Below are 18342 nucleotides of genomic sequence, written 5' to 3' on the forward strand. Positions count from 1 at the left end.
ACTACCTGTGTTGCAGCTGCGGCGTTAAAAACAGCCTCAAAATGCTCATTTACTCCCTGTAAAGCCCGCTTTTTCAGTCATTTTTGCCTTGCATCGGCTGCCTCGCCAAAGTTTTTGAACGGCCTGCCAGAGACCAGGAGTTTTTCTGCCTACTGATCCGCTGATAATCCCGCCCGCCGGATAAACTGGTCGCCCCGACCTCCCGAAACATTCGGATGAATAGATACAACGGCTATACCAAAAGCATAGCCTCCCCTTCCTCACTGTCTACGAAAAATTCCATTAAATAGCTGTATAAAAAAGAATCAGGAGAACTTTTTTACCCAGTGCCCGCTATAGACCAAATTAGGATGATTATTCTAAAAATAATTCCTAGTATCGATTTAACCTCGTTAACCATGCTGAACAAAGGCTTGTTCAGCACTATGGACTCAAAGCAAAGAATATGACTCAAAGCAAAACGCCTCCAAATTCCGAGCAGTCAAACGAAGTTATCGGAAAATTCCAATCCCAGATATCCAGTGGTATTTCCCTGCTGGAAACTGAAGGCAGGAAGTTTCTCAACAATCTGGGCGCTGATCTGGATAATGAAGACAGGAGCCTGACGGCCATCATCACCAGACTTCGTCAGAAAAATCCAACATTGAAACAATTCACATTGAATCTGGACACCTCGACCTATGACCTGAGAGAAAAAGCCAGCTGGAACCTGCACATGATGTCCGCCTACGCCAGGATACAGGCTGAAAAAGCTTATCAACGGGATCTCAGGCCGAGAATTGTCGCGGTTATTGAAAGGCTGGATGCTGGATTTAAAAAGCTTTCGGAAAGACCGAAGAGAGACAGTCATGAGGAGACTGAACAGGAGTAACCTGTAAATTGCCCCTTAACCCTCACTACTCTTAGAGCTAGAGTGGATTTAGGCCCCGTTTGGGGCCTTTTTTTCTATAGCCAGCTCAAAAGACACTTAGGATATCTCAGCTCTGCAGACAAACTCCCACACCCGCCAGTCCACAATACCCGTTAGGGTTCTTGGCAAGATACTGTTGATGATAGGTCTCGGCGTAATAGAAATTGTCCAAAGGACAGATTTCAGTAGTAATTTCTCCCACTTGGCTCTGATCCAGGGCCTGCTGAAATTGCGTCCTTGAAGCCAGCGCCGCCTCTTCCTGTACTTCAGTGGTGAAATAAATGGCAGAACGGTACTGGGTTCCCACATCGTTTCCCTGACGCATCCCCTGGGTTGGATTGTGGTTTTCCCAAAAGATCTTCAACAGAGACTGATAATCTATTCTGGCAGGCTCATAAACTACAAGGACAGCCTCAGCATGACCGGTTAAACCGGAACAGGCCTCTTCATAGGTAGGATTGGGTGTATAGCCGCCAGTATAGCCAACCGCCGTGGTATAGACGCCTGATTGTTGCCAGAACAAACGTTCAGCCCCCCAGAAACACCCCAAAGCAAATGCCGCAGTCTCGATCCCTTCAGGAAAAGGCCCGATAAAACTGACACCGGTAACATAATGGATTGGATCGACTGCCAGAGGCGTATCTCTGCCGGGAAGCGCTTCCTCCGGCCGGGGAATCATTTGCTTGTGTAGCATCCAATCTTTTAGGAGACTCATGTCATTACCCTTTTCGCTGAAACTGTTATCACTTTGATATCTATACGCTATCTCTTTGACAACAGTCCAGCAGCAATGGTTCAACAGGGTCTCTTAGCACTTCATATTACTCATAGTCAGCCTACTCAGATGCGACTGGCTTCCCTTCCCATTCCAGGGAATCTCTGGGCTCTGAAGCAATCCAGCGCGGTTGTTCGGACCAATGGATAATGTTGAGCTCTCCCTGATAATTCTCAACCAGAGCAGTGCAGTGTTCCACCCAGTCCCCGTCGTTGCAGTAAAGCTTGCCGTTTTTCAGGCGAAAGGAAGCAAAATGTATATGTCCACAGATAAAACCGTCCACTGTGCGTCCGCTGGCGGCTTTCAATGCCGCAAGCTCAAACCGTTCAATGAATTGCTGTGCTTTGCTGAGGTGACTCTTGAGATAACCGGCAAAAGACCAGTAGGGTAACCCCATCAATCTCCGCATACCATTGACCCATCCATTCAACTTCAGCATCAGGCTATGGGCGCGATCCCCAATGGCGAGCATTAGAGGGCTCAGTTTCACCATCTGATCAAACTCATCGCCATGGCTCACATGAAAGGTTCTGCCGTCACAGGTTTCATGGGAGGCGTTAAGCTTTATTTTAATACCGGCAAATACCTGACCTGACATCTGCCGGAAAAAAGCATCATGGTTACCAGGTATGTAAACCACTTCTGTTCCTTCCCTGGCCTTTTTCATGACAGTACTGATGATCTGCCGATGAACTTCGGGGAAATGTGCCTTTCGTCTCATTTCCTGCAGGTCGACAATATCACCAACCAGATAAAGTTTCAGTGTTTCTACTTTTTTCAGGAAATCCAGCAAATGATGTGCCTGGCAGGCAGGGGTTCCGAGATGGACGTCGGATATGAACACGGCACGATAGGATGTTTGCATCCCACTTCTCCTCAGGGGTTAGTAGGCGATGCTAGGTTGACCGGGTGACGTTTTTGTGACTGAAAAAAGACGGTTTGATTAAATAACCGGCAAGGACGTGCACGAAAACTGTGCAACATCTTTCCAATTACGCATCAGTTAGTCCCGTTTAACCTCGAAACGACGACATGAAAGGGGCTTGATCACAAAAAATAACGGCTGTGAAACAGTTTTCAAGCAGGCAAGCGTCCAGATTGTGCTAGATTTATTTGAGAATTTTGTCGATAGAAAAGAAGGTTGTTCAATGACGCTTCAAACTGCTCTGGTGGTGGATGATTCCAAGCTGGCCCGCATTACCCTGCAAAGACTGTTACAAAAACACAATTTGCAGGTAGAACTCGCCGAATCCGGTGTACAGGCCATTGAAATGCTTGAAAGCGCAAGGCCAGACATTATTTTTATGGATCATCTCATGCCAGTACTGGATGGCTTCGAGGCGACAAAGAAAATCAAAGCAAACCCCAATACTGCCCATATTCCGGTCATCATGTGTACCGGGAAAGAAGTCGAGAATTATGATGAGCAGGCCCGCGGAATAGGGGCCTCGGGAACCCTGTCAAAACCCCCGAAACCGGACCAGCTCTCTGTGGTCCTGGCAGCTGCCCGCTCCGGGGAAAACCTGGTCAGTCATCGGGTTGCGGAACCACAACCAGAAACCAAACCCCGTGAAGAATCTATACCCACTGCGACGACTGTGGCTCAGAAACCAGCCGCACCAGATACACAAACAGCCGGCGCTGACATAAGTGACTTGGTGGCACGCATTGAAACGCTGGAAAAACAGAAGAAAGACATTCCATCTTTCGATGCTTTTGAAACCCGAATGACCGCCTCGGAAACCAGTATTCTTGGCCTACAGGATGCGATCATTGATCTGAAAGGGGCGATGAGTGACGCTAATCCCCAGATCAGTGATGAACAGTTGTCGCCCCTTCGGACTCAGTTGGATTCGTTCAATGAAAAACTGACCGAATTCAAAAATCAGATCCCACAGGCAGAATCCCTTCGAGAAGAAATCCAGGCCCACATGGAGGAAAGCGTCGCCACCCGCATGAATAGTGTGCTGGGCACCTTCCGGGAAGAGCTGGTCAATTCTCAGGAAAACATGCCTGACACCAAAGAAATTACCGCTAGAGTGGTGCAGGAAGTTGAGCAGGCCATCACTCCCCTGCTGGAAGAGGAGATCAAGAATCTTGAGAAGCGGCTATCAGTGACGATAGATGATGCTGTCAGTGAATCCCGCAAGGATCTTGATGACCAATTACATGAATCTATCAAGGAAGCAGAACTCAAAGCCAAACCTATTCCCGGTGAGCCTGACCTGGACAATCTGATAGAGAGAATCCGGGCTGACATTTCCGATATTGCCACGCACACGGCAACTGCAGCCGTGGATGTTAACCTGGAAGATCGGCTCGCCGCCTTCAAGGAGCAGATCACCAAAGCTCGCGAAGACATCCAGAATGTTGCCCAATCGGCGGCTGAAAAGGCTGATGTGAAGGGTATCGTCAATGACCCGCAGTTACAGACGATGATTGAAGGTACTGTGGAAGAAATGCTGCGGGTTCAGATCAGCAAACAAGGTCAGGAACTGGTGCAGCAGATTGCCAAGGCGATTCGGGAGCAAACCGAGGAAAAAGAGCAGGAAATTGCAGAAATCTCCAGTAAGTTTGAAACTCTTGAGCAGAGCAACATTGAACTGGTTGGAAAAATCAGTGACCTTGAGCAAAGAAATCAGGCGCCGGCCGAGACTTCCGGCTCAGGTAGCGCGGGAATCATTGTGGGAGCTATTGCTCTGTTAACCGCCGTCGCTGCAGCGGCAAAGGCATTTGGGGTTTTCTAGTCAATATCAGGTTATAGAGATCAAGACAGGTAAGCCGACAGTGAGATCCACTCACTGTCGGCAATATCTAGAAGATCACTATCTCATTAGATCTTCCAAGGATTTAATGCCTACATCTGGACACTTGGTGTTTCACAGACCTCCGTTAACGTACTGATCCAATCACTGACCACATCAACTCCCCCCATGTGGTGGATACTGCGCCCCAGCTCCGGCATACGTATAGCGGGATCATTCGACTTCATACGGTAGACCAGGATGGACTCGTCCGGTTTGCCAGGATAAATATCGAAGGCATAACCACCAGATCCCCGACCTGCCGCCACCGGACTCTTGCAGATGCCATACGCTATGTCCACCGGCTGTTCTTCATTCAACAGCAGCCCTGTTGCATAGGCACGCCCGCCCGCACTGTGGCAATGAGCACAGTTAATATCCAGGTAGGCTTTTGCCCTCGCCTGCAGGGTACCGTCAGATGGATCATTCCAGACAGGTGTGCGATCAATTTCTGAGGCATCAGGAGCTCCCTGTAGAAGCGCCAACTGTCCCATCAGGTCCAACTGATTCACACCCTCAGCCACAGCGATATCCCCGGCAAAGGCGTATTCCTTATTCATCAGGCGGGCTTTAGGCCCAATTGGCAGCAGAACGCCACCACTGGCGTGACAGCTCTTGCACTGATTGGCATTTGGTACCCGGTAATTCACCGTCACGGCTTCGCCCTCAGGGCTGGTCAATTCAAAAGTTTCACTACCGCCTCCCAAGGCCAGATGAGCCATGCCTGTCTCTCGATCCCAAATATAGGGTAAGCCAACCCAGCCGGATGCCCGTTTGATCAACAACCGTGTTTCCACAATCGTTTCAGGGCTGCCGGGCTGCTCAGCCACCAAAGGCATAGCAAAGGTCTTGGCGATAATGGTCCCTACAGGGAAATCCATCAGACCTGCGCCCTGATAATTCGCAGCCGTTCCTTCCGGCAGGAAGATAAAGCGGTACTTATTGGCGTAATCACTGAACAGTGGACTGGTCAGATCATAATGGAATCCGTTGTTTGGCCCACCGGTTGGATCTGCCGCATCAGTAAACAGATTATAGCTTTGCAGTTCCGGGCAGTTCACGACATGTGCACCGAAGTTAACTCCTGAGGTGTCCTCTCCACAAAGGGCCGCAATTTCCTCAGGCGTGTATTCATCGTCATTGTCGTCAGGCACAGGCGGAAAGTCTCCCAGTTCTACCGGCGGTAGTGGCAGGTTCTGACACTGGTAAGGGTCCAGGTCTGTTAATACAGGCCCTCCGGGCAGACCAAAGAACTTGTACAACCAGGTATCCGTGTTCATTAACTGAAGATTACCGAACAGTGAGCGGAAACCCAGCTTGGTTTTATTGTTGGTGACGCATAATGAGGCGTACTCCGTACCGGCAGCCGTAATCCCGTCCGTACTGATGTCCGAGACTGCTTTAAAGCTGGTCAGGTGTAGGATGTTGTTCAGAGTGTTAAAATCTGAACCGTCATAGTAGGGAAACCTGGGACGGTTGATCACATTGTCCCGCACCGACACCCGTTCAGGGAAAGGATCGTACCCGGGCGGCAATGGCAAATCATTGAGTAGCGCAATCGCCACATAGCTGACGATTGTCGCCCCCACTGTCTTGTTACCCACCACATAGTTGTCATAAATATCCACATCATCGGTCGCCATCACCATCACGCCGGTGCCCGAAGGGACATTGCCAACAATGTTGCCAGCCGGGGCAAAGTTCGGTGTATTGTTATTGACAACAGTATTGTTGAATACCCGCGATCCGGAGCCCGCCTGGGACAGACCCGGCAAGTCAAATATCAGGATTCCTCCGGTATTGTGCTGAGCCACATTGTCATAGACATCCGCCCTTAAGGTATTCTCAATTTCGATGCCGGCCACGTTATATTCCGCCAGATTTCCCCGCACAATCACGTCCGCCGACTGCCCGACATAAACACCGGCGTCTGAAGCCCCACGTACAATACTGTCCTCAATCAGCACGTTTTGACTTAACACAGGGTATAACCCGTAGGCACCGTTGTTCTCATCCGGGCCATTGGTCCACTCCACGCGAACACGACGAATGACAATGCCATCCGCACCTTCAATACGCAGACCGTCACCGGCGGTGTCTTCGATTGCCAGATCCTCTGCTGTGAAGGCATCGGCCACCACCAGAATCCCCTGGGCACCGCTGGGTTGATCTTTGAAGGTAAGAATGGTCTTGTCCATCCCCTGCCCCTTCAGGGTAATGTGAGAGGTATTCAGAACAAGTTCATCGTCAAACTGGTAAGTACCGGAAGGAAGATTAATGGTGGTTCCCGGTTTGGCCGTAATGAATGCCTCCTGTAAACGGTATGGCAAATCAGGTCCGGGTTCCAGTGTGATGTCATCGGGATTATCCGCCAACGCATGCTGCCAGCTCATAAGAGCCATAATCAATATCCACAGCAGCGACCGGCGGGACGTGTCTTTGAGTAGTTTCGGTCTCATAACAGCCTCGCTTTGTTATTTTATATTTACAGCTGATGTTGCCGATCAACCTATCCATGGACAGCACATCCATGTTTTTGCTGAACAGCGTTAAGAAGATTAGGCGAGATTAAGACCGCATATTGTGATCACATTCACAAACTCAATTTTATTTCGAGTGATACTCAGGTTTTGCAATTCGAACCAATACGGAGATAAAACAGATCGTTGCCATTCCTCCGGTGGATAGGCCTTTCGTATTACTTGTGGGGGGGCACGAGATTCAGTAATCTGCACCGGTTCGCCCAGTTTCAGGAGCATGTTTTCATCGTGCGAGTTGTGCCCAAACAGAGCCGTTCCCAGGCCAAAATTGATCTAATCCTGACCACCACGGCTTCCATGCTGATTGAAGCAGGTGCCGACGCAATCACTATGAGCGATATCGCCACCCGGTGTGACTTGCCTATAGGTACGCTTTACCACTACTTCCCAAATAAAAACGAAGTTCTGAAAACATTGGCAGAAATTTCGATCAATAAAATTGATGAAGAGCTTAGCGAAGCGATCACTCAGGCCTCCATGTCGAAGATCGACTGGATGTCGCTGGTGGATATGGTATTCGAAGCCTATCGGGAATCACCGGGGTTGTTGCCATTATTGCAGGCCATCAAAGCAATTCCGGAACTCCGAGACATTGTAGACCAGTCCAATGCCAGGGTGGCCGAAGTGCTGGCTGACCACGTAGATCCCGCCAATAGACTTCCTTCCGAACGACGGCAACTGGTTTGCCGGCTGATATCCGAGCTGGTGCAGTCATGTCTTGAATATGCGCTGATCCAGTGCGCTGACCCTGTCAGGATCAAGGAGATATCCAACGAGCTGAAAGTCATGCTCAGCGCGCTGCAGAATCACTATTTCCAATAGGCTGGCCCTGTGTCTCGGAGTAATTTAGTATCTTCTTCAGCGTGAATCCCGTTTTCTCATTATGCTCAACATATCCTTCCGTTCCTTCTAATAACCTCTTTTCCCTCCCGTTATTCTGTAGCGGCCAATTCTCACTCTAAGCGGCCAACTAACGACCAATACCGAGCCTAATCATGCCTGTCGATTCCGACTGTAGATCCCTAATCTTCATTTCACCCATTCCCTAACACCAAATATAAGTGTTTATGCTTATGCCGGATAGCCGATATGTGTACTATTACTAACTTGTCTGCTTTTTAACCGGCAGACAGCGGGGGTAGCAGACAACATAAAAAATCCACTTAATCCATAACGCGCTACTCAACCACCCTAAAACTGAACTGAAAACTTTTGGTTGCAGTCACTTATATCATCAACAGGGAGATTACTAAGTGAATCGGAAGAACACTCTCATCTATTCGTTAATGACATTGATCCTATCCACCTTCGCCGGAGGTACCTATGCCTATGAGCATTTCTTTTTGCCTGACAAACCGCTCATATTAATCGGAGGCTCCTATGCCAATGCCAACACACCGCTTACCCAAGATCTTCAGGGACCACTACAGGGGCTTTCAGTGGGCTCAGGAGACTATGTGGATCTGGGCACGGCCCTAACCCGCTATGGTGCCAAAGTGCGCAATGAGGGACAGGCGGGCGCCACAACATTCAGTAGGATCAGTTGTAACCCGGTCTGTGGTCAAGCCACCTGGGACAGCTATTCCACTCAACTGCAACGCGCATTACGCCGTGTAGCCACTTTTGATATCTCAGGACCCACCGGTTATAACGCTGAGTATGCCATCGTCAGCATTGGTAATGATTGCCTGCACTCTGATTCCTTTGGCAAAGATCAATCACAGACACGACCTTGTTCCGTCGCAGAAATGAATGCTGCGATTGACCGACTGATTGCCGTGGGTCAGGAGGTTCTGGATCTTGGTATGACGCCGGTGTTCCCCTTGTATCCAAAAGCCAGAAACCTGAACCTGTCTCACTTCGCTCAGGTGTCAGGTCTGATCTGGGCAGTGACCAACGAGCAGTTCGACGCCTTTGGGCAACTCTATGCCTCAAGAATTCATCAGGAATTGCCTGACGCGCTTCTGGTGAAAGCCTGGAAGCGCTTTGATCATATGGGAGACGGAATTCACCCTGACGAGCGCTCAGTCATGAGTGCCGCTTACCGGATCCTGTGGGCAATCTATCGGGATCAGTGGTATCACTAGTTCTTGACTCCCACCCGGCCGGGAATTTTCTTTAAAAGCAAGCCCGGCCGGGTAACTGCATTCAGCGCTATTTACAGACGAGTTTCCTTATTAAAAAAGATTTTGCCTACAAATCCTGCATAAAACGCCCCTCGTGAATCTCCAATGCCTACACCACAAAGAGCTTAGAATCATCCCCTACCCCAGACCGCTATGTTGTTACGAGCCTGTTACAGCAAGCTAAAGAAGAGGGTTTTGCGCATCGATTCACAAAACAGTTGACCCTGTAGTCGCTACAGGGTTTTTAATGACTGTCATGATCAACCGATTAAGAGGAATAACCCATGGCAGGTTGTTGTGAAATGGACGCCAAACAGGACAGGCAGCGCCGACTGCTCTGGATGGTTCTGATACTGAACGGCGGGATGTTTGTTGTAGAACTGATTGCCGGATTAATTGCCCAGTCCACAGGACTACTCGCCGACTCCCTGGATATGCTGGCCGATGCAGCGGTTTACGCCATCAGTCTTTATGCAGTCGGCCGGGCGGCGTCAGTGAAAATTACCGCCGCGCAGGTCAACGGAATTTTCCAGCTCACACTGGGAATCGGAGTCCTGATAGAAATAGGGCGCCGGATCTGGCTGGGCAGCACACCGGATGAAGGTGTGATGATGTCGGTTGCACTAGCCGCCCTGCTGGTCAATATTACCTGCTTTGTGGTGCTTTATAGTCAGCGCCAGGGAGATATCAATATCAGAGCCGCCTGGATCTGTTCACGCAACGATATGCTGGCTAATGTCGGGGTAATTGCCGCTGCCGCGCTGGTTTCCTGGTCCGGCGAGGCCTGGCCAGACTGGGTTATTGGAGGCGTGATTGCCTTACTGGTGATTCATTCGTCCATTGGCATCCTGCGTGAGGCACGTCAGGGAAAGATGCACAGTTGCGCTGATACTGCCTGCAGCAACTAAATAAGCCCGAGAGTCGTTAATTCCTCAAGTTCCTTTCGCTCTGGTGGAACTTGCGAACCATGTGCAGACTGTTTTTAACGCCGCTGCGGCAACGCGGATCGTTTTTCAATAGTCTGCTCGGAAGGATCTTCCCCGTGACAACCGCAATCGCCTTCCAACACGGGATGATCCAGATCCTTGAGGATGCCACACTCAGCAGCCTCGCGATCACTATCACACCGACTTCGCAATGTTGTCAGCCGGGATTTCAGTGCCACGAGAGACTCGATTTTCTGTTCGATATTATCAATGTGACGATCAATACTCTGATTCACCTCATCGCACTTGAGGTCAGGATGACTCTGATAATGCAGCAACACTTCGATATCTTTCAGGGATAACTCCAATGCCCTGCAATGGCGGATAAAATGTAAGGCATCCAGGTGATTCTGCCGATAGTCCCGATAGCCTGACTCCAGACGAGCAGGCGCCGGAAGCAACCCAATCCGCTCATAGTAGCGCACAGTTTCAACATCACATTGTGCTTTCTTCGCCAGAACACCAATTCTCATTTCTTTGTCCGCTTAACTGATTGCCCGGAATCATGACCCAGACTCTTATGGCAAGTTTACCTCAAAGCCATTTTATTTGTGCGGATTCCCACACAAAGGATATTTCATTCTGGGTGACAACCCGCACAATAATAGATCTAAGAGGCATAACCAGACACCTACACCTCTTTGTTCTCATGAGCATTTTCCCACTTTCTTCGACTTTGGTCTAAGGCTTGCACAACAATCTGCGAGCCGATCAAAGTTGTAGCTCATCTTTGGCGCCTCACGGGACCCTAAAAATAACCTTTACCCGGAGAACCCCATGAAACGATTATCAATAGGCACGCTTTTATTTTTAACATGTACCCTCACCCAGGCAGCCAGCCTCACGTTCAATACCCAAGACTTCCGCCCTTTTACGTATTTGCAGGAAAATACCGTTTCCGGCCCAGGGGCTGAACTGGTGAGCCTGATCTGCCAATCCGCCGGATTCAATTGTTCTGTCAATCTGATGGACTGGACAGAGGCCCAAAAAGAAGCCAGAGATAAAAAGGTCGACGGTCTATTTGTTATTGGCTGGAATGAGAAGAGAAGTGAATGGCTGCATTATTCCCTGCCCATTATCACGACCCAATATGGTTTCTTCGTCCAGGAGAGCAATAGCAAATCCTACACAACCCTGACCAGCTTCTCGGAACACAATGTAGGGGTATTCGGTCCATCCAATACCTCCAGATCCCTGGAAAAGATTCAAAAGGCTGTCCCTTCATTGAATATCAGTATGGCGCCTGATGATCTGGTTTCCTTTCAAATGCTCAGTAATGGCAAGGTTGATGCCGTATATTCCAACCGGGATGTGGGGCTTGAGATATTGCAACAACTCAAAATCAATAACGTTCGTTATGCATGGCGCCATAAGACACTTAATTACTACATCGGATTTGTTAAACATCACACCAGCCGCCGCTTGATCAATGATTTCAATAAAACACTGAAATCTCTCTATAAATCCGGTGAAGCGCAGAAAATTCTGGCAAAGTACGGGATCGATTCCCCAATGGAAGCCGATCAGCCTTAGTCTTTGTGGTTTTAAAAATTTAAATAAGATCAGCAATCACACTCATCCGAGTTCGGATGGGGAGTCACGAGCATGAAACTTATTGCACTATCGTTATTAAGCCTCATCCTTGGCATTGCCGTCAGTACTGTCAGGGCACAACCAGAATTGTCCTTTGTCACGCAGGATTTCGGCCCGTTTCAGGTCGACTCTGATACCGGAGCCCGAGGTCCCGCGGTTGAGATCGTTCGTCGAGCCTGCGAAATTTCCAGGATCAATTGTCGCGTAAGACTCTACCCCTGGAGACGAGCCCTGCAGCTCGCCCATGACGCTGCAGTCAATGGGCTGTTTGTGATCGGCCGGAATCCAGAGCGCGAAGACTGGCTATATTTCTCAGAGCCGATTATCGCAACTGAATACGGTTTTTTTGTTCCTTTGAACGACACTGGTAACTACGAGCGGATAGACGACTTTGCCAATCTGCGGGTTGGCGTATTCGGTCCTTCGAATACATCCAGATCTTTAACGCAAATCGCCAAAAAGCTTGGCAATCTGACCATGGAAATGTCGCCGGATGATCTCGACGGTTTTCGCAAACTCAATGCCAACAGAATTCAGGCCGTCTATTCCAATAAAAGTGTTGGAATGTACATCCGTCAGCAACTTTCGCTGACGAATATCCGCTACGCCCACAGTGATCGGAAGTTGCTTTATTACATTGGTTTTGTACGGGCTGTAACCCCCAAGACCATTGTTGATGATTTTAATGAGGCACTCAGAGAAATGAACATGATGGGTGAATTACAAGAGATATTACTTCGCCACAATCTGACACCTGCCCAGTTATCCATTTCTCCGAAAAAACTCTACACACAAGCAGGCGGGCAACAGTGATTACATCCCCCGTGTGACAAAGATCACAATTTGAGTGCAAAACTTCCGCGGGGGAACTATTATTCACTTTAAGGGTGGCTTTAGTTCATAGTCAGGCTAAGGACAGTGATTCTTTCATTTATTCAACCGCTTATCGTTACCTTAAACAGCTGGAAGGCTGTCGGGTTTCTGAATCCGGCGGCCAGGGCATCTTTCTACCGCCCAATTCATCTGACAATCCTCTGCTTTCTCATACTCCTGTCTGTGTCGGTTCGTTCAGAAGAGACCTCACCTGAAATTCAGGTCAGGGTTGCAGTAAATAATGCCCCACCTTACCGAATTATTGACGACTCACAGGTTGGAGGCCTTTACATTGATATATTCAACGCACTGGCTGACCGTTTACGCTGGCATGTTATCTATGAGGAAGTCCCCTTTCCCAGAGCACTTCATATGATGGAGTTCGGGCAGGCAGATATCATGCTTGGCCCGATCCGTCGGCCGGAACGGGAAGCTTTCATGGATTATTCAATTCCCGCATTTCCTCCGGAAAGAAAACTGTTTTTGGTTAAAAGCCAGGAACAATTGATACACAGCTATCAAGACCTGAAAGACAAAAACATCGGTACACTGCGCGGCAGTGTCTATTTTATCCGCTTTGACAGGGATAAGAGCCTGACAAAAATTGAAGGGAGTAACTACCGAAACCTACTCCGAATGCTGGAATTTGGACGTCTGGATACCGTCATTATCCCGGAACTTCTGGCAGTGGCTCTGCAAAAAGAAATGGGACTGCAGTTTCTGGCTTCACCCTACACTATTCCAGGAGAGACCTCTTATATCACCCTATCCCGCAAGTCGTTGCTCAAAGAGCACGTCCGTGAGATCAAAGAAGCACTGGACCAGCTCAAATCCGATCAGACCTACAGCAGGCTAGTGGACAAGTACCGCTGACTGTAAATGTTTGATTCGACTGACTACTGTTTTTGACGTGACTGATGTGGATCTCCTGAGAGCCCAATAAGACAAAGAACGATGGCTGTTATGTTCGTTGTCAGGGGATTAAATGCCTCAATCAAAAGCCCAGGGCTGAATATCATGACATCCAGCAGCAACATTACCAAAGCTGCCAGGGCAATGATCAGCGGCCACCTGGAATACCTGAACCAAAGAATAAGCAAGGCCAGCCCGATTTCCATCCCTCCGCCGACAGTTGCCACCACTTCGGCCGGAAGGTTAATCCCGTGAGCATCAATCATGCTCACTTCCACCGGGCTCAGGAAAAGTATTTTTGGAACCAGTCCATGATAGAAAAACACAAATGCCAGAGTAATACGGCTCCAAAAATGATGATTCATACATTCCTCAAAACTGAATAATGAGGATTCCAGTCCTCATAAGCCGCCACTTCTTGTAAACACCTGCTATTGGTGGACACGCCCAGAAGATCAATATTTCACCAAGGCAAACCTTCAGGGATCTGGAATTCCTCATAGATGGCACAAAAGGGTGTCTCATATAAATTTCTTCGTCAATCTCTTGTATAGCCATCTCTTGTATAGCGATAGAAACCTGACTCTATCGATCAAAGATACAACGACATATTTAAGAACATCATACAAGGGCTATAGTTTTCGCCGATAAGGTTCCCCGGTAAAAACGATGACTCCTCAGTTAGTGAACAGGTTAGACTTCAGACCTGTCAGGCTTTCAGTTTTTTCAATCTGGCAGCCTTACCACCAAAGAAAAATCAATGAAAGGGAGAGCACAATGACCTCAAACCAAATACGTGGAATTCTTATTGGCGGCATGCTTTTACTGCTGGGTTCGGCCGGCCTTGCCCACAGCGAAACACAAACCCTCAGCGTTGACGGCGTCGAAAACACCTCCATCGTCGACTACAAGGAAATCCTAAACAAAGGCGCTCAATTGACCCTGGAGCCCGGCCATTACCTGATCAATATCACTGAAGGAAAGTTTTCCTACGGCCCAACCTTCCCCGCCGAGCCCTTTGTCATGGTATTTCTTGACGGCGAAATCACCAAACATGCCAACGGTGTGACCCCGCCTGCATCCTGGGCCACATTACAATCCTATGATGATGTATTGAATGTATCGGTCACCAAGACCACCAAGCTCTACGCCACCTACCTTGACCGCAACCAGAAGAACAACAGTGGCGGTGTCAAGCTTTCGGTTACCCGTCAGTAATTCCCATTACCAGTACTTTTATCGTAAATAATGGGCAGCTTAGTCTGTCCGTTATTTTTCTATCAGCCGGGTCAATTTCCCTGGCTCTTCAGGCGCTTTAAAATCGCGCCCGTACGACCTCCTCTCATAACAATTTTATTTCTTATCCGTCATACACTTAGAAATATAATTCGCTTCATTACCAATTTATTTCCAACTATAGACGGAACTGATAACACCCCAAGACAAAAGATTCTTTAACCTTTTTCTCCCCCCCCATAACATGCTGTTGAGCGTTGCAGAAAGATCATCTCCTGGTCTGCTGTGGTATGGCTCATCAATAAGGGTAATCAGTTAACCGGCAGTTTGACTACCCGCAAACAACTATCTCGATTTTGATTTACTTACTTTCAACATATCTTTTCAAAGGAATTGCAGCCATGGATCAGAAAGTTATCTACGTGGTGGGAGACCCCTTCGCGGAAATGAAGAGACTGGGAAATATCATCACAGTATCAGACCTGAAAAAGCAGCTGGCTGAAGGCTCGACACTTGATGAAGAAATCTCCTATGTTATGGCACAGGGTGCGGACAGAGTGAACGAAGGCGGTTTTCTAAAATTTATCACCGCAGATACCACCCAATCCCGTCCACTTGCCAGCTCTTTGGCAACCCATAAGCACAAATCTCACAATATACTGATTTCTGCACCTCAGAAGGTCTCGGATGTGCTTTATCGCAGCAATGTATTGATTGACGGAAACTGTGCAGAAATCAGCGATCACAGCACCGGGTTGCACGTTCAGGGAATGGTCATCATGGAAGCTGCGCGCCAGATGGTCACTGCAGTGACAGAGGACCACATTTTCCCGGCGGAATCCCGAGGATCATATTTTTTCGTTTTGAATCAAATGGACGCAAACTTTCATCGCTTTGCTTTTCCGTTTGCCATGCATATTGATTGCCGTTTGGACCGTTGTGAGTTGGATGAACGCGGCAACTACAGCTGTGATTATGTTATGGACGTCATCCAGAACGGCCAGTCTACAGCGACCATCCGCATTGTCTTCAAGTGTTATGACAAATCCTTGATTGCCAGAAAAGAGGAAAAAATGGCAGCACAGACGTTGGAGAGTCTTCTGGCAGAAGATACGAGACGTCTGGCCGACCAGTATCAACCTTCACAGTTAGAACCAGCCTGAACCCTGTAAAGGAAAGCTCAATGAAAATTCTAAAAACACTGCTTCTTTCATTATCGCTGTCTTTAATCGGCAGCTTTGCCATGGCCTCAGAGGAATTTCCCACCCGTGCGGAGGTGCTGGCACAGTTACTCGACAGCACCAATGACTTCTTTTCGACCTACGGCAACTGTCCTCGCACTGACATCGCTACCAGTTGCGGTGACGGTGTCTGTGCAACCGGCAACGGTGAGACGGCTGCAATGTGCCCGCAGGATTGTAACTCTGCACCGGTCATTGGCTGGACCAAACAAGCCTTCTGCGATGAAGTCAAAGCAGTCTACGAGCCATCTTCCTTTGAGGAAATGGCCGACATCATGCAGGAAGCCAGAGTCAAGGGCCAGAAAGTCAAGATTCTGGGCAGCCGCTATTCCATGTCCAGGATCATCTGTACTGACGGTATCGTCATTATCACCACCCACCTCAATCGCATCCATGGCATTGAGCAGTACCAGGGTGAACAAACCGTTCTGGTTGACGGCGGTGTCACACTCAAAGCATTGAATGAGTGGCTTTATGACCGTGGACTCGCTCTCGGCTACGGCACGATTGCCCCCTACCGGACCACTGTCGCAGGTGTCATCGGCACCGGCTCACACGGCGGTTCCTACAAGCACAATGCCGTTCTCTCGAATGACGTCGCCAGCGTTGAGATCATTAACTCTGAAGGAGATCTGGTAGAGTACTCTGACCAGTCAAAAGATCCCAATATTATCAAAGCCCTGAGAGCTCACCTTGGTCTTCTGGGTGTAGTGACTAAAGTTCGATTGAAGGTTCAGCCTACTTTTAATCTCCACGTGGAAATCGACACCAAACCAGAAGAAGCCCTGTTCGCTGGAGAAGGTATCCGTGGACTGGTTGATGACTGCGACTACAGTGGTATCACCTGGTTCCCTCATACTGGCAAAATCGTCCGGGCCTGTGGTCAGGAAACGGACGCTCCAGCCGACCCAGGCGCCAGAACGGTCCTGCTTAAACCTCAGGGAGGCGATCTCGCGCTACTTCATCGTCTGCAGAAGGGTATTCATCTGAGTGCCTGCTACAAACCAGTGGCGGCTTTAACTGAGTGGTACCAGTATGAGCTCTACAGCAGTGGCCCCTACCTGTTGAAGCACGATGGCAACGGAGACGTCATCCAGACTTACGAGGCCACAGGCCCGGCCCATATGATGCTCAGCGGTGAAGCGACTCCAAGCCCAGTACTGCACTTTATCACCGATTACGCTTTCTCGGTTCCGAACCAGAACGCGGAAGCAGCTGTCGCCTTTATTAACGACTATCTGCGTGAACGTCACCTGAGCCTGCCGATTGGTGCCGTTTACATGCGATTCTCTCCTTCTGACGACGCCTCGCTGATGGCACATTCAAGCGCCGGCGGCGACTTCAATCTAAACCAGCCAGCCTTGAACCTAGAGTTTCTGGTTTATCGTCCCAAGGGCTTCGATGATGCTCAAAACGCTGAGTTCACTGCTACTTACGACAACCTGGCCAGTGAATTGATGTCCCGTTTCAGTGCTCGTCCTCATTGGGGCAAGTCAAAACAATCCCTGTTTAAAGAAGCTGTTGCAAAAGGTCTGTACGGAGACAATCTGGAGGCTTTCAAAGCCGTAGCTGTAAAGCTTGATCCCGCCGGAATCTTTAGCAATGACTGGGCGGAGGACATCGGATTGCGGTAACGCAACTCTCTGGGCCCGGTCAGGACCTGGTGTCCATCCCCTGACCGGGCCATTTTTTATAAACAAAATAATTAACCCCTTTTGAGATTAAGAGGTCATCCATGAAACACCATCCTACTCGCCCCCCCCTGTTTACCTCATTGGCAACCTGCCTGATGGCTGCCACAATTTCCAGCGGCGCGGCAGCGGCTCCTCCTTCCAGTACCAACCCCCAGGGCAACGTCTTCATTTTTACTTCTGAAAGCGATCCCAATGTCCCTGCCGATGAGGAGTTCTGTGCTACTGCGCCTTTTGAGACAACTGCAACATTCGGCGCCAGCCTGTGGTCACTGCACACCTGGATACATAACGGCAAGCTCATGTATAACAAACTGCTGCAGATCGGAACAGCCACATCCTGTCTTGAAATCGACCCGGACGAACTGGTGCCTGGCGGTCTGTTGCCTATCTATCTGAAGTTTGAGCTTCCCAGCGTGACATTTACCGCTGCCGGACTCTGTCAGAATACTACTGGAGATGTGCCTATCGATGGGGTTCTGTTGACAGGATGCACCCTGAATATGGTGAACATTCCTGCAAACTCCAACATTGTCGGCGGGATGGCTTCCAGTAATTCCGTGCTGAACCCTGAGGGCCTTCCCGGGGTTAATACCGGTTCTGTGTGGACCATCAAGTACTACGAAAGCACGGAAAACTGAGGCTGAAGTCAGGG

At 49.1% G+C, this 18342-nt stretch carries 17 protein-coding genes; 12 read left to right on the plus strand and 5 right to left on the minus strand.

The window, feature by feature from the left end:
• The first annotated feature begins 445 nt into the window (after window positions 1–445).
• A complete protein-coding gene (locus F566_RS0118205) occupies window positions 446–871 on the plus strand; it encodes a hypothetical protein (protein WP_020408451.1) in 426 nt (141 codons plus the stop codon).
• Window positions 872–977: 106 nt separating this feature from the next.
• On the opposite strand, the gene msrA is transcribed toward F566_RS0118205, so the two are convergent.
• Both msrA and F566_RS0118215 read right to left on the minus strand, forming a co-directional pair.
• On the minus strand, window positions 978–1625 hold the full coding sequence (gene msrA, locus F566_RS0118210; RefSeq protein ID WP_020408452.1) for a peptide-methionine (S)-S-oxide reductase MsrA: 648 nt from the start codon (window positions 1623–1625) through the stop codon (window positions 978–980).
• A 121-nt stretch (window positions 1626–1746) separates the two neighbouring features.
• Window positions 1747–2550: a UDP-2,3-diacylglucosamine diphosphatase gene (locus F566_RS0118215; RefSeq protein ID WP_020408453.1), complete on the minus strand. Its 804-nt coding sequence runs from the start codon at window positions 2548–2550 to the stop codon at window positions 1747–1749.
• A gap of 283 nt (window positions 2551–2833) precedes the next feature.
• On the opposite strand from F566_RS0118215, the gene F566_RS35605 reads away from it, so the two are divergent.
• On the plus strand, window positions 2834–4432 hold the full coding sequence (locus F566_RS35605; protein ID WP_157496879.1) for a response regulator: 1599 nt from the start codon (window positions 2834–2836) through the stop codon (window positions 4430–4432).
• A gap of 110 nt (window positions 4433–4542) precedes the next feature.
• Here F566_RS35605 and F566_RS35610 read toward each other — a convergent pair whose 3' ends face one another.
• Window positions 4543–6948 (minus strand): parallel beta-helix domain-containing protein, encoded by a 2406-nt coding sequence (locus F566_RS35610; protein ID WP_083921125.1) that lies wholly within the window; start codon window positions 6946–6948, stop codon window positions 4543–4545.
• A gap of 309 nt (window positions 6949–7257) precedes the next feature.
• On the opposite strand from F566_RS35610, the gene F566_RS0118230 reads away from it, so the two are divergent.
• From F566_RS0118230 to F566_RS0118240, 3 genes are all read left to right on the plus strand, one after another.
• A complete protein-coding gene (locus tag F566_RS0118230) occupies window positions 7258–7851 on the plus strand; it encodes a TetR/AcrR family transcriptional regulator (RefSeq protein WP_020408456.1) in 594 nt (197 codons plus the stop codon).
• A gap of 431 nt (window positions 7852–8282) precedes the next feature.
• Window positions 8283–9116 (plus strand): SGNH/GDSL hydrolase family protein, encoded by an 834-nt coding sequence (locus F566_RS0118235; RefSeq protein ID WP_157496881.1) that lies wholly within the window; start codon window positions 8283–8285, stop codon window positions 9114–9116.
• A gap of 323 nt (window positions 9117–9439) precedes the next feature.
• On the plus strand, window positions 9440–10063 hold the full coding sequence (locus tag F566_RS0118240) for a cation diffusion facilitator family transporter (protein WP_020408458.1): 624 nt from the start codon (window positions 9440–9442) through the stop codon (window positions 10061–10063).
• Between the two features lie 74 nt (window positions 10064–10137).
• Here the strand turns inward: F566_RS0118240 and F566_RS0118245 are convergent, their stop codons facing one another.
• Complete coding sequence (locus tag F566_RS0118245; protein ID WP_020408459.1) at window positions 10138–10614, minus strand: Cd(II)/Pb(II)-responsive transcriptional regulator; 477 nt, start codon at window positions 10612–10614, stop codon at window positions 10138–10140.
• Between the two features lie 304 nt (window positions 10615–10918).
• Between F566_RS0118245 and F566_RS0118250 the strand changes: the two genes are divergently transcribed.
• The 3 genes from F566_RS0118250 (at window position 10919) to F566_RS0118260 (ending at window position 13480) form a co-directional block, all read left to right on the plus strand.
• Window positions 10919–11674, plus strand: a complete 756-nt coding sequence (locus F566_RS0118250) for a substrate-binding periplasmic protein (protein ID WP_020408460.1) — start codon at window positions 10919–10921, stop codon at window positions 11672–11674.
• 72 nt (window positions 11675–11746) lie between these two features.
• Window positions 11747–12547 carry a substrate-binding periplasmic protein gene (locus F566_RS33370; protein ID WP_020408461.1) on the plus strand — a complete coding sequence of 267 codons (801 nt, stop codon included), beginning with the start codon at window positions 11747–11749 and terminating at the stop codon, window positions 12545–12547.
• Window positions 12548–12652: 105 nt separating this feature from the next.
• Window positions 12653–13480: a substrate-binding periplasmic protein gene (locus F566_RS0118260; RefSeq protein WP_020408462.1), complete on the plus strand. Its 828-nt coding sequence runs from the start codon at window positions 12653–12655 to the stop codon at window positions 13478–13480.
• 23 nt (window positions 13481–13503) lie between these two features.
• Here the strand turns inward: F566_RS0118260 and F566_RS0118265 are convergent, their stop codons facing one another.
• Entirely contained in the window at window positions 13504–13884 is a 381-nt protein-coding gene (locus tag F566_RS0118265; RefSeq protein ID WP_020408463.1) for a DoxX-like family protein, read from the minus strand.
• Between the two features lie 412 nt (window positions 13885–14296).
• On the opposite strand from F566_RS0118265, the gene F566_RS0118270 reads away from it, so the two are divergent.
• The 4 genes from F566_RS0118270 (at window position 14297) to F566_RS35615 (ending at window position 18328) form a co-directional block, all read left to right on the plus strand.
• Window positions 14297–14737, plus strand: coding sequence for a hypothetical protein (locus F566_RS0118270; RefSeq protein ID WP_020408465.1), 441 nt, complete (start codon window positions 14297–14299; stop codon window positions 14735–14737).
• Between the two features lie 419 nt (window positions 14738–15156).
• Entirely contained in the window at window positions 15157–15918 is a 762-nt protein-coding gene (locus F566_RS0118275; RefSeq protein ID WP_020408466.1) for an AfsA-related hotdog domain-containing protein, read from the plus strand.
• 20 nt (window positions 15919–15938) lie between these two features.
• Entirely contained in the window at window positions 15939–17630 is a 1692-nt protein-coding gene (locus F566_RS0118280; protein WP_020408467.1) for an FAD-binding protein, read from the plus strand.
• 101 nt (window positions 17631–17731) lie between these two features.
• Entirely contained in the window at window positions 17732–18328 is a 597-nt protein-coding gene (locus tag F566_RS35615; RefSeq protein ID WP_020408468.1) for a hypothetical protein, read from the plus strand.
• Window positions 18329–18342: the final 14 nt, after the last annotated feature.

It is taken from the genome of Hahella ganghwensis DSM 17046 (genome assembly GCF_000376785.1).
GTDB lineage: Bacteria > Pseudomonadota > Gammaproteobacteria > Pseudomonadales > Oleiphilaceae > Hahella > Hahella ganghwensis.

Coding starts and splice junctions, on each gene's coding strand:
- F566_RS0118205 (WP_020408451.1), top strand. CDS start 446: ATGACTCAAAGCAAAACGCCTCCAAATTCCGAGCAGTCAAACGAAGTT.
- msrA (WP_020408452.1), bottom strand. CDS start 1,625: ATGAGTCTCCTAAAAGATTGGATGCTACACAAGCAAATGATTCCCCGG.
- F566_RS0118215 (WP_020408453.1), bottom strand. CDS start 2,550: ATGCAAACATCCTATCGTGCCGTGTTCATATCCGACGTCCATCTCGGA.
- F566_RS35605 (WP_157496879.1), top strand. CDS start 2,834: ATGACGCTTCAAACTGCTCTGGTGGTGGATGATTCCAAGCTGGCCCGC.
- F566_RS35610 (WP_083921125.1), bottom strand. CDS start 6,948: ATGAGACCGAAACTACTCAAAGACACGTCCCGCCGGTCGCTGCTGTGG.
- F566_RS0118240 (WP_020408458.1), top strand. CDS start 9,440: ATGGCAGGTTGTTGTGAAATGGACGCCAAACAGGACAGGCAGCGCCGA.
- F566_RS0118245 (WP_020408459.1), bottom strand. CDS start 10,614: ATGAGAATTGGTGTTCTGGCGAAGAAAGCACAATGTGATGTTGAAACT.
- F566_RS0118250 (WP_020408460.1), top strand. CDS start 10,919: ATGAAACGATTATCAATAGGCACGCTTTTATTTTTAACATGTACCCTC.
- F566_RS33370 (WP_020408461.1), top strand. CDS start 11,747: ATGAAACTTATTGCACTATCGTTATTAAGCCTCATCCTTGGCATTGCC.
- F566_RS0118265 (WP_020408463.1), bottom strand. CDS start 13,884: ATGAATCATCATTTTTGGAGCCGTATTACTCTGGCATTTGTGTTTTTC.
- F566_RS0118270 (WP_020408465.1), top strand. CDS start 14,297: ATGACCTCAAACCAAATACGTGGAATTCTTATTGGCGGCATGCTTTTA.
- F566_RS0118275 (WP_020408466.1), top strand. CDS start 15,157: ATGGATCAGAAAGTTATCTACGTGGTGGGAGACCCCTTCGCGGAAATG.
- F566_RS0118280 (WP_020408467.1), top strand. CDS start 15,939: ATGAAAATTCTAAAAACACTGCTTCTTTCATTATCGCTGTCTTTAATC.
- F566_RS35615 (WP_020408468.1), top strand. CDS start 17,732: ATGAAACACCATCCTACTCGCCCCCCCCTGTTTACCTCATTGGCAACC.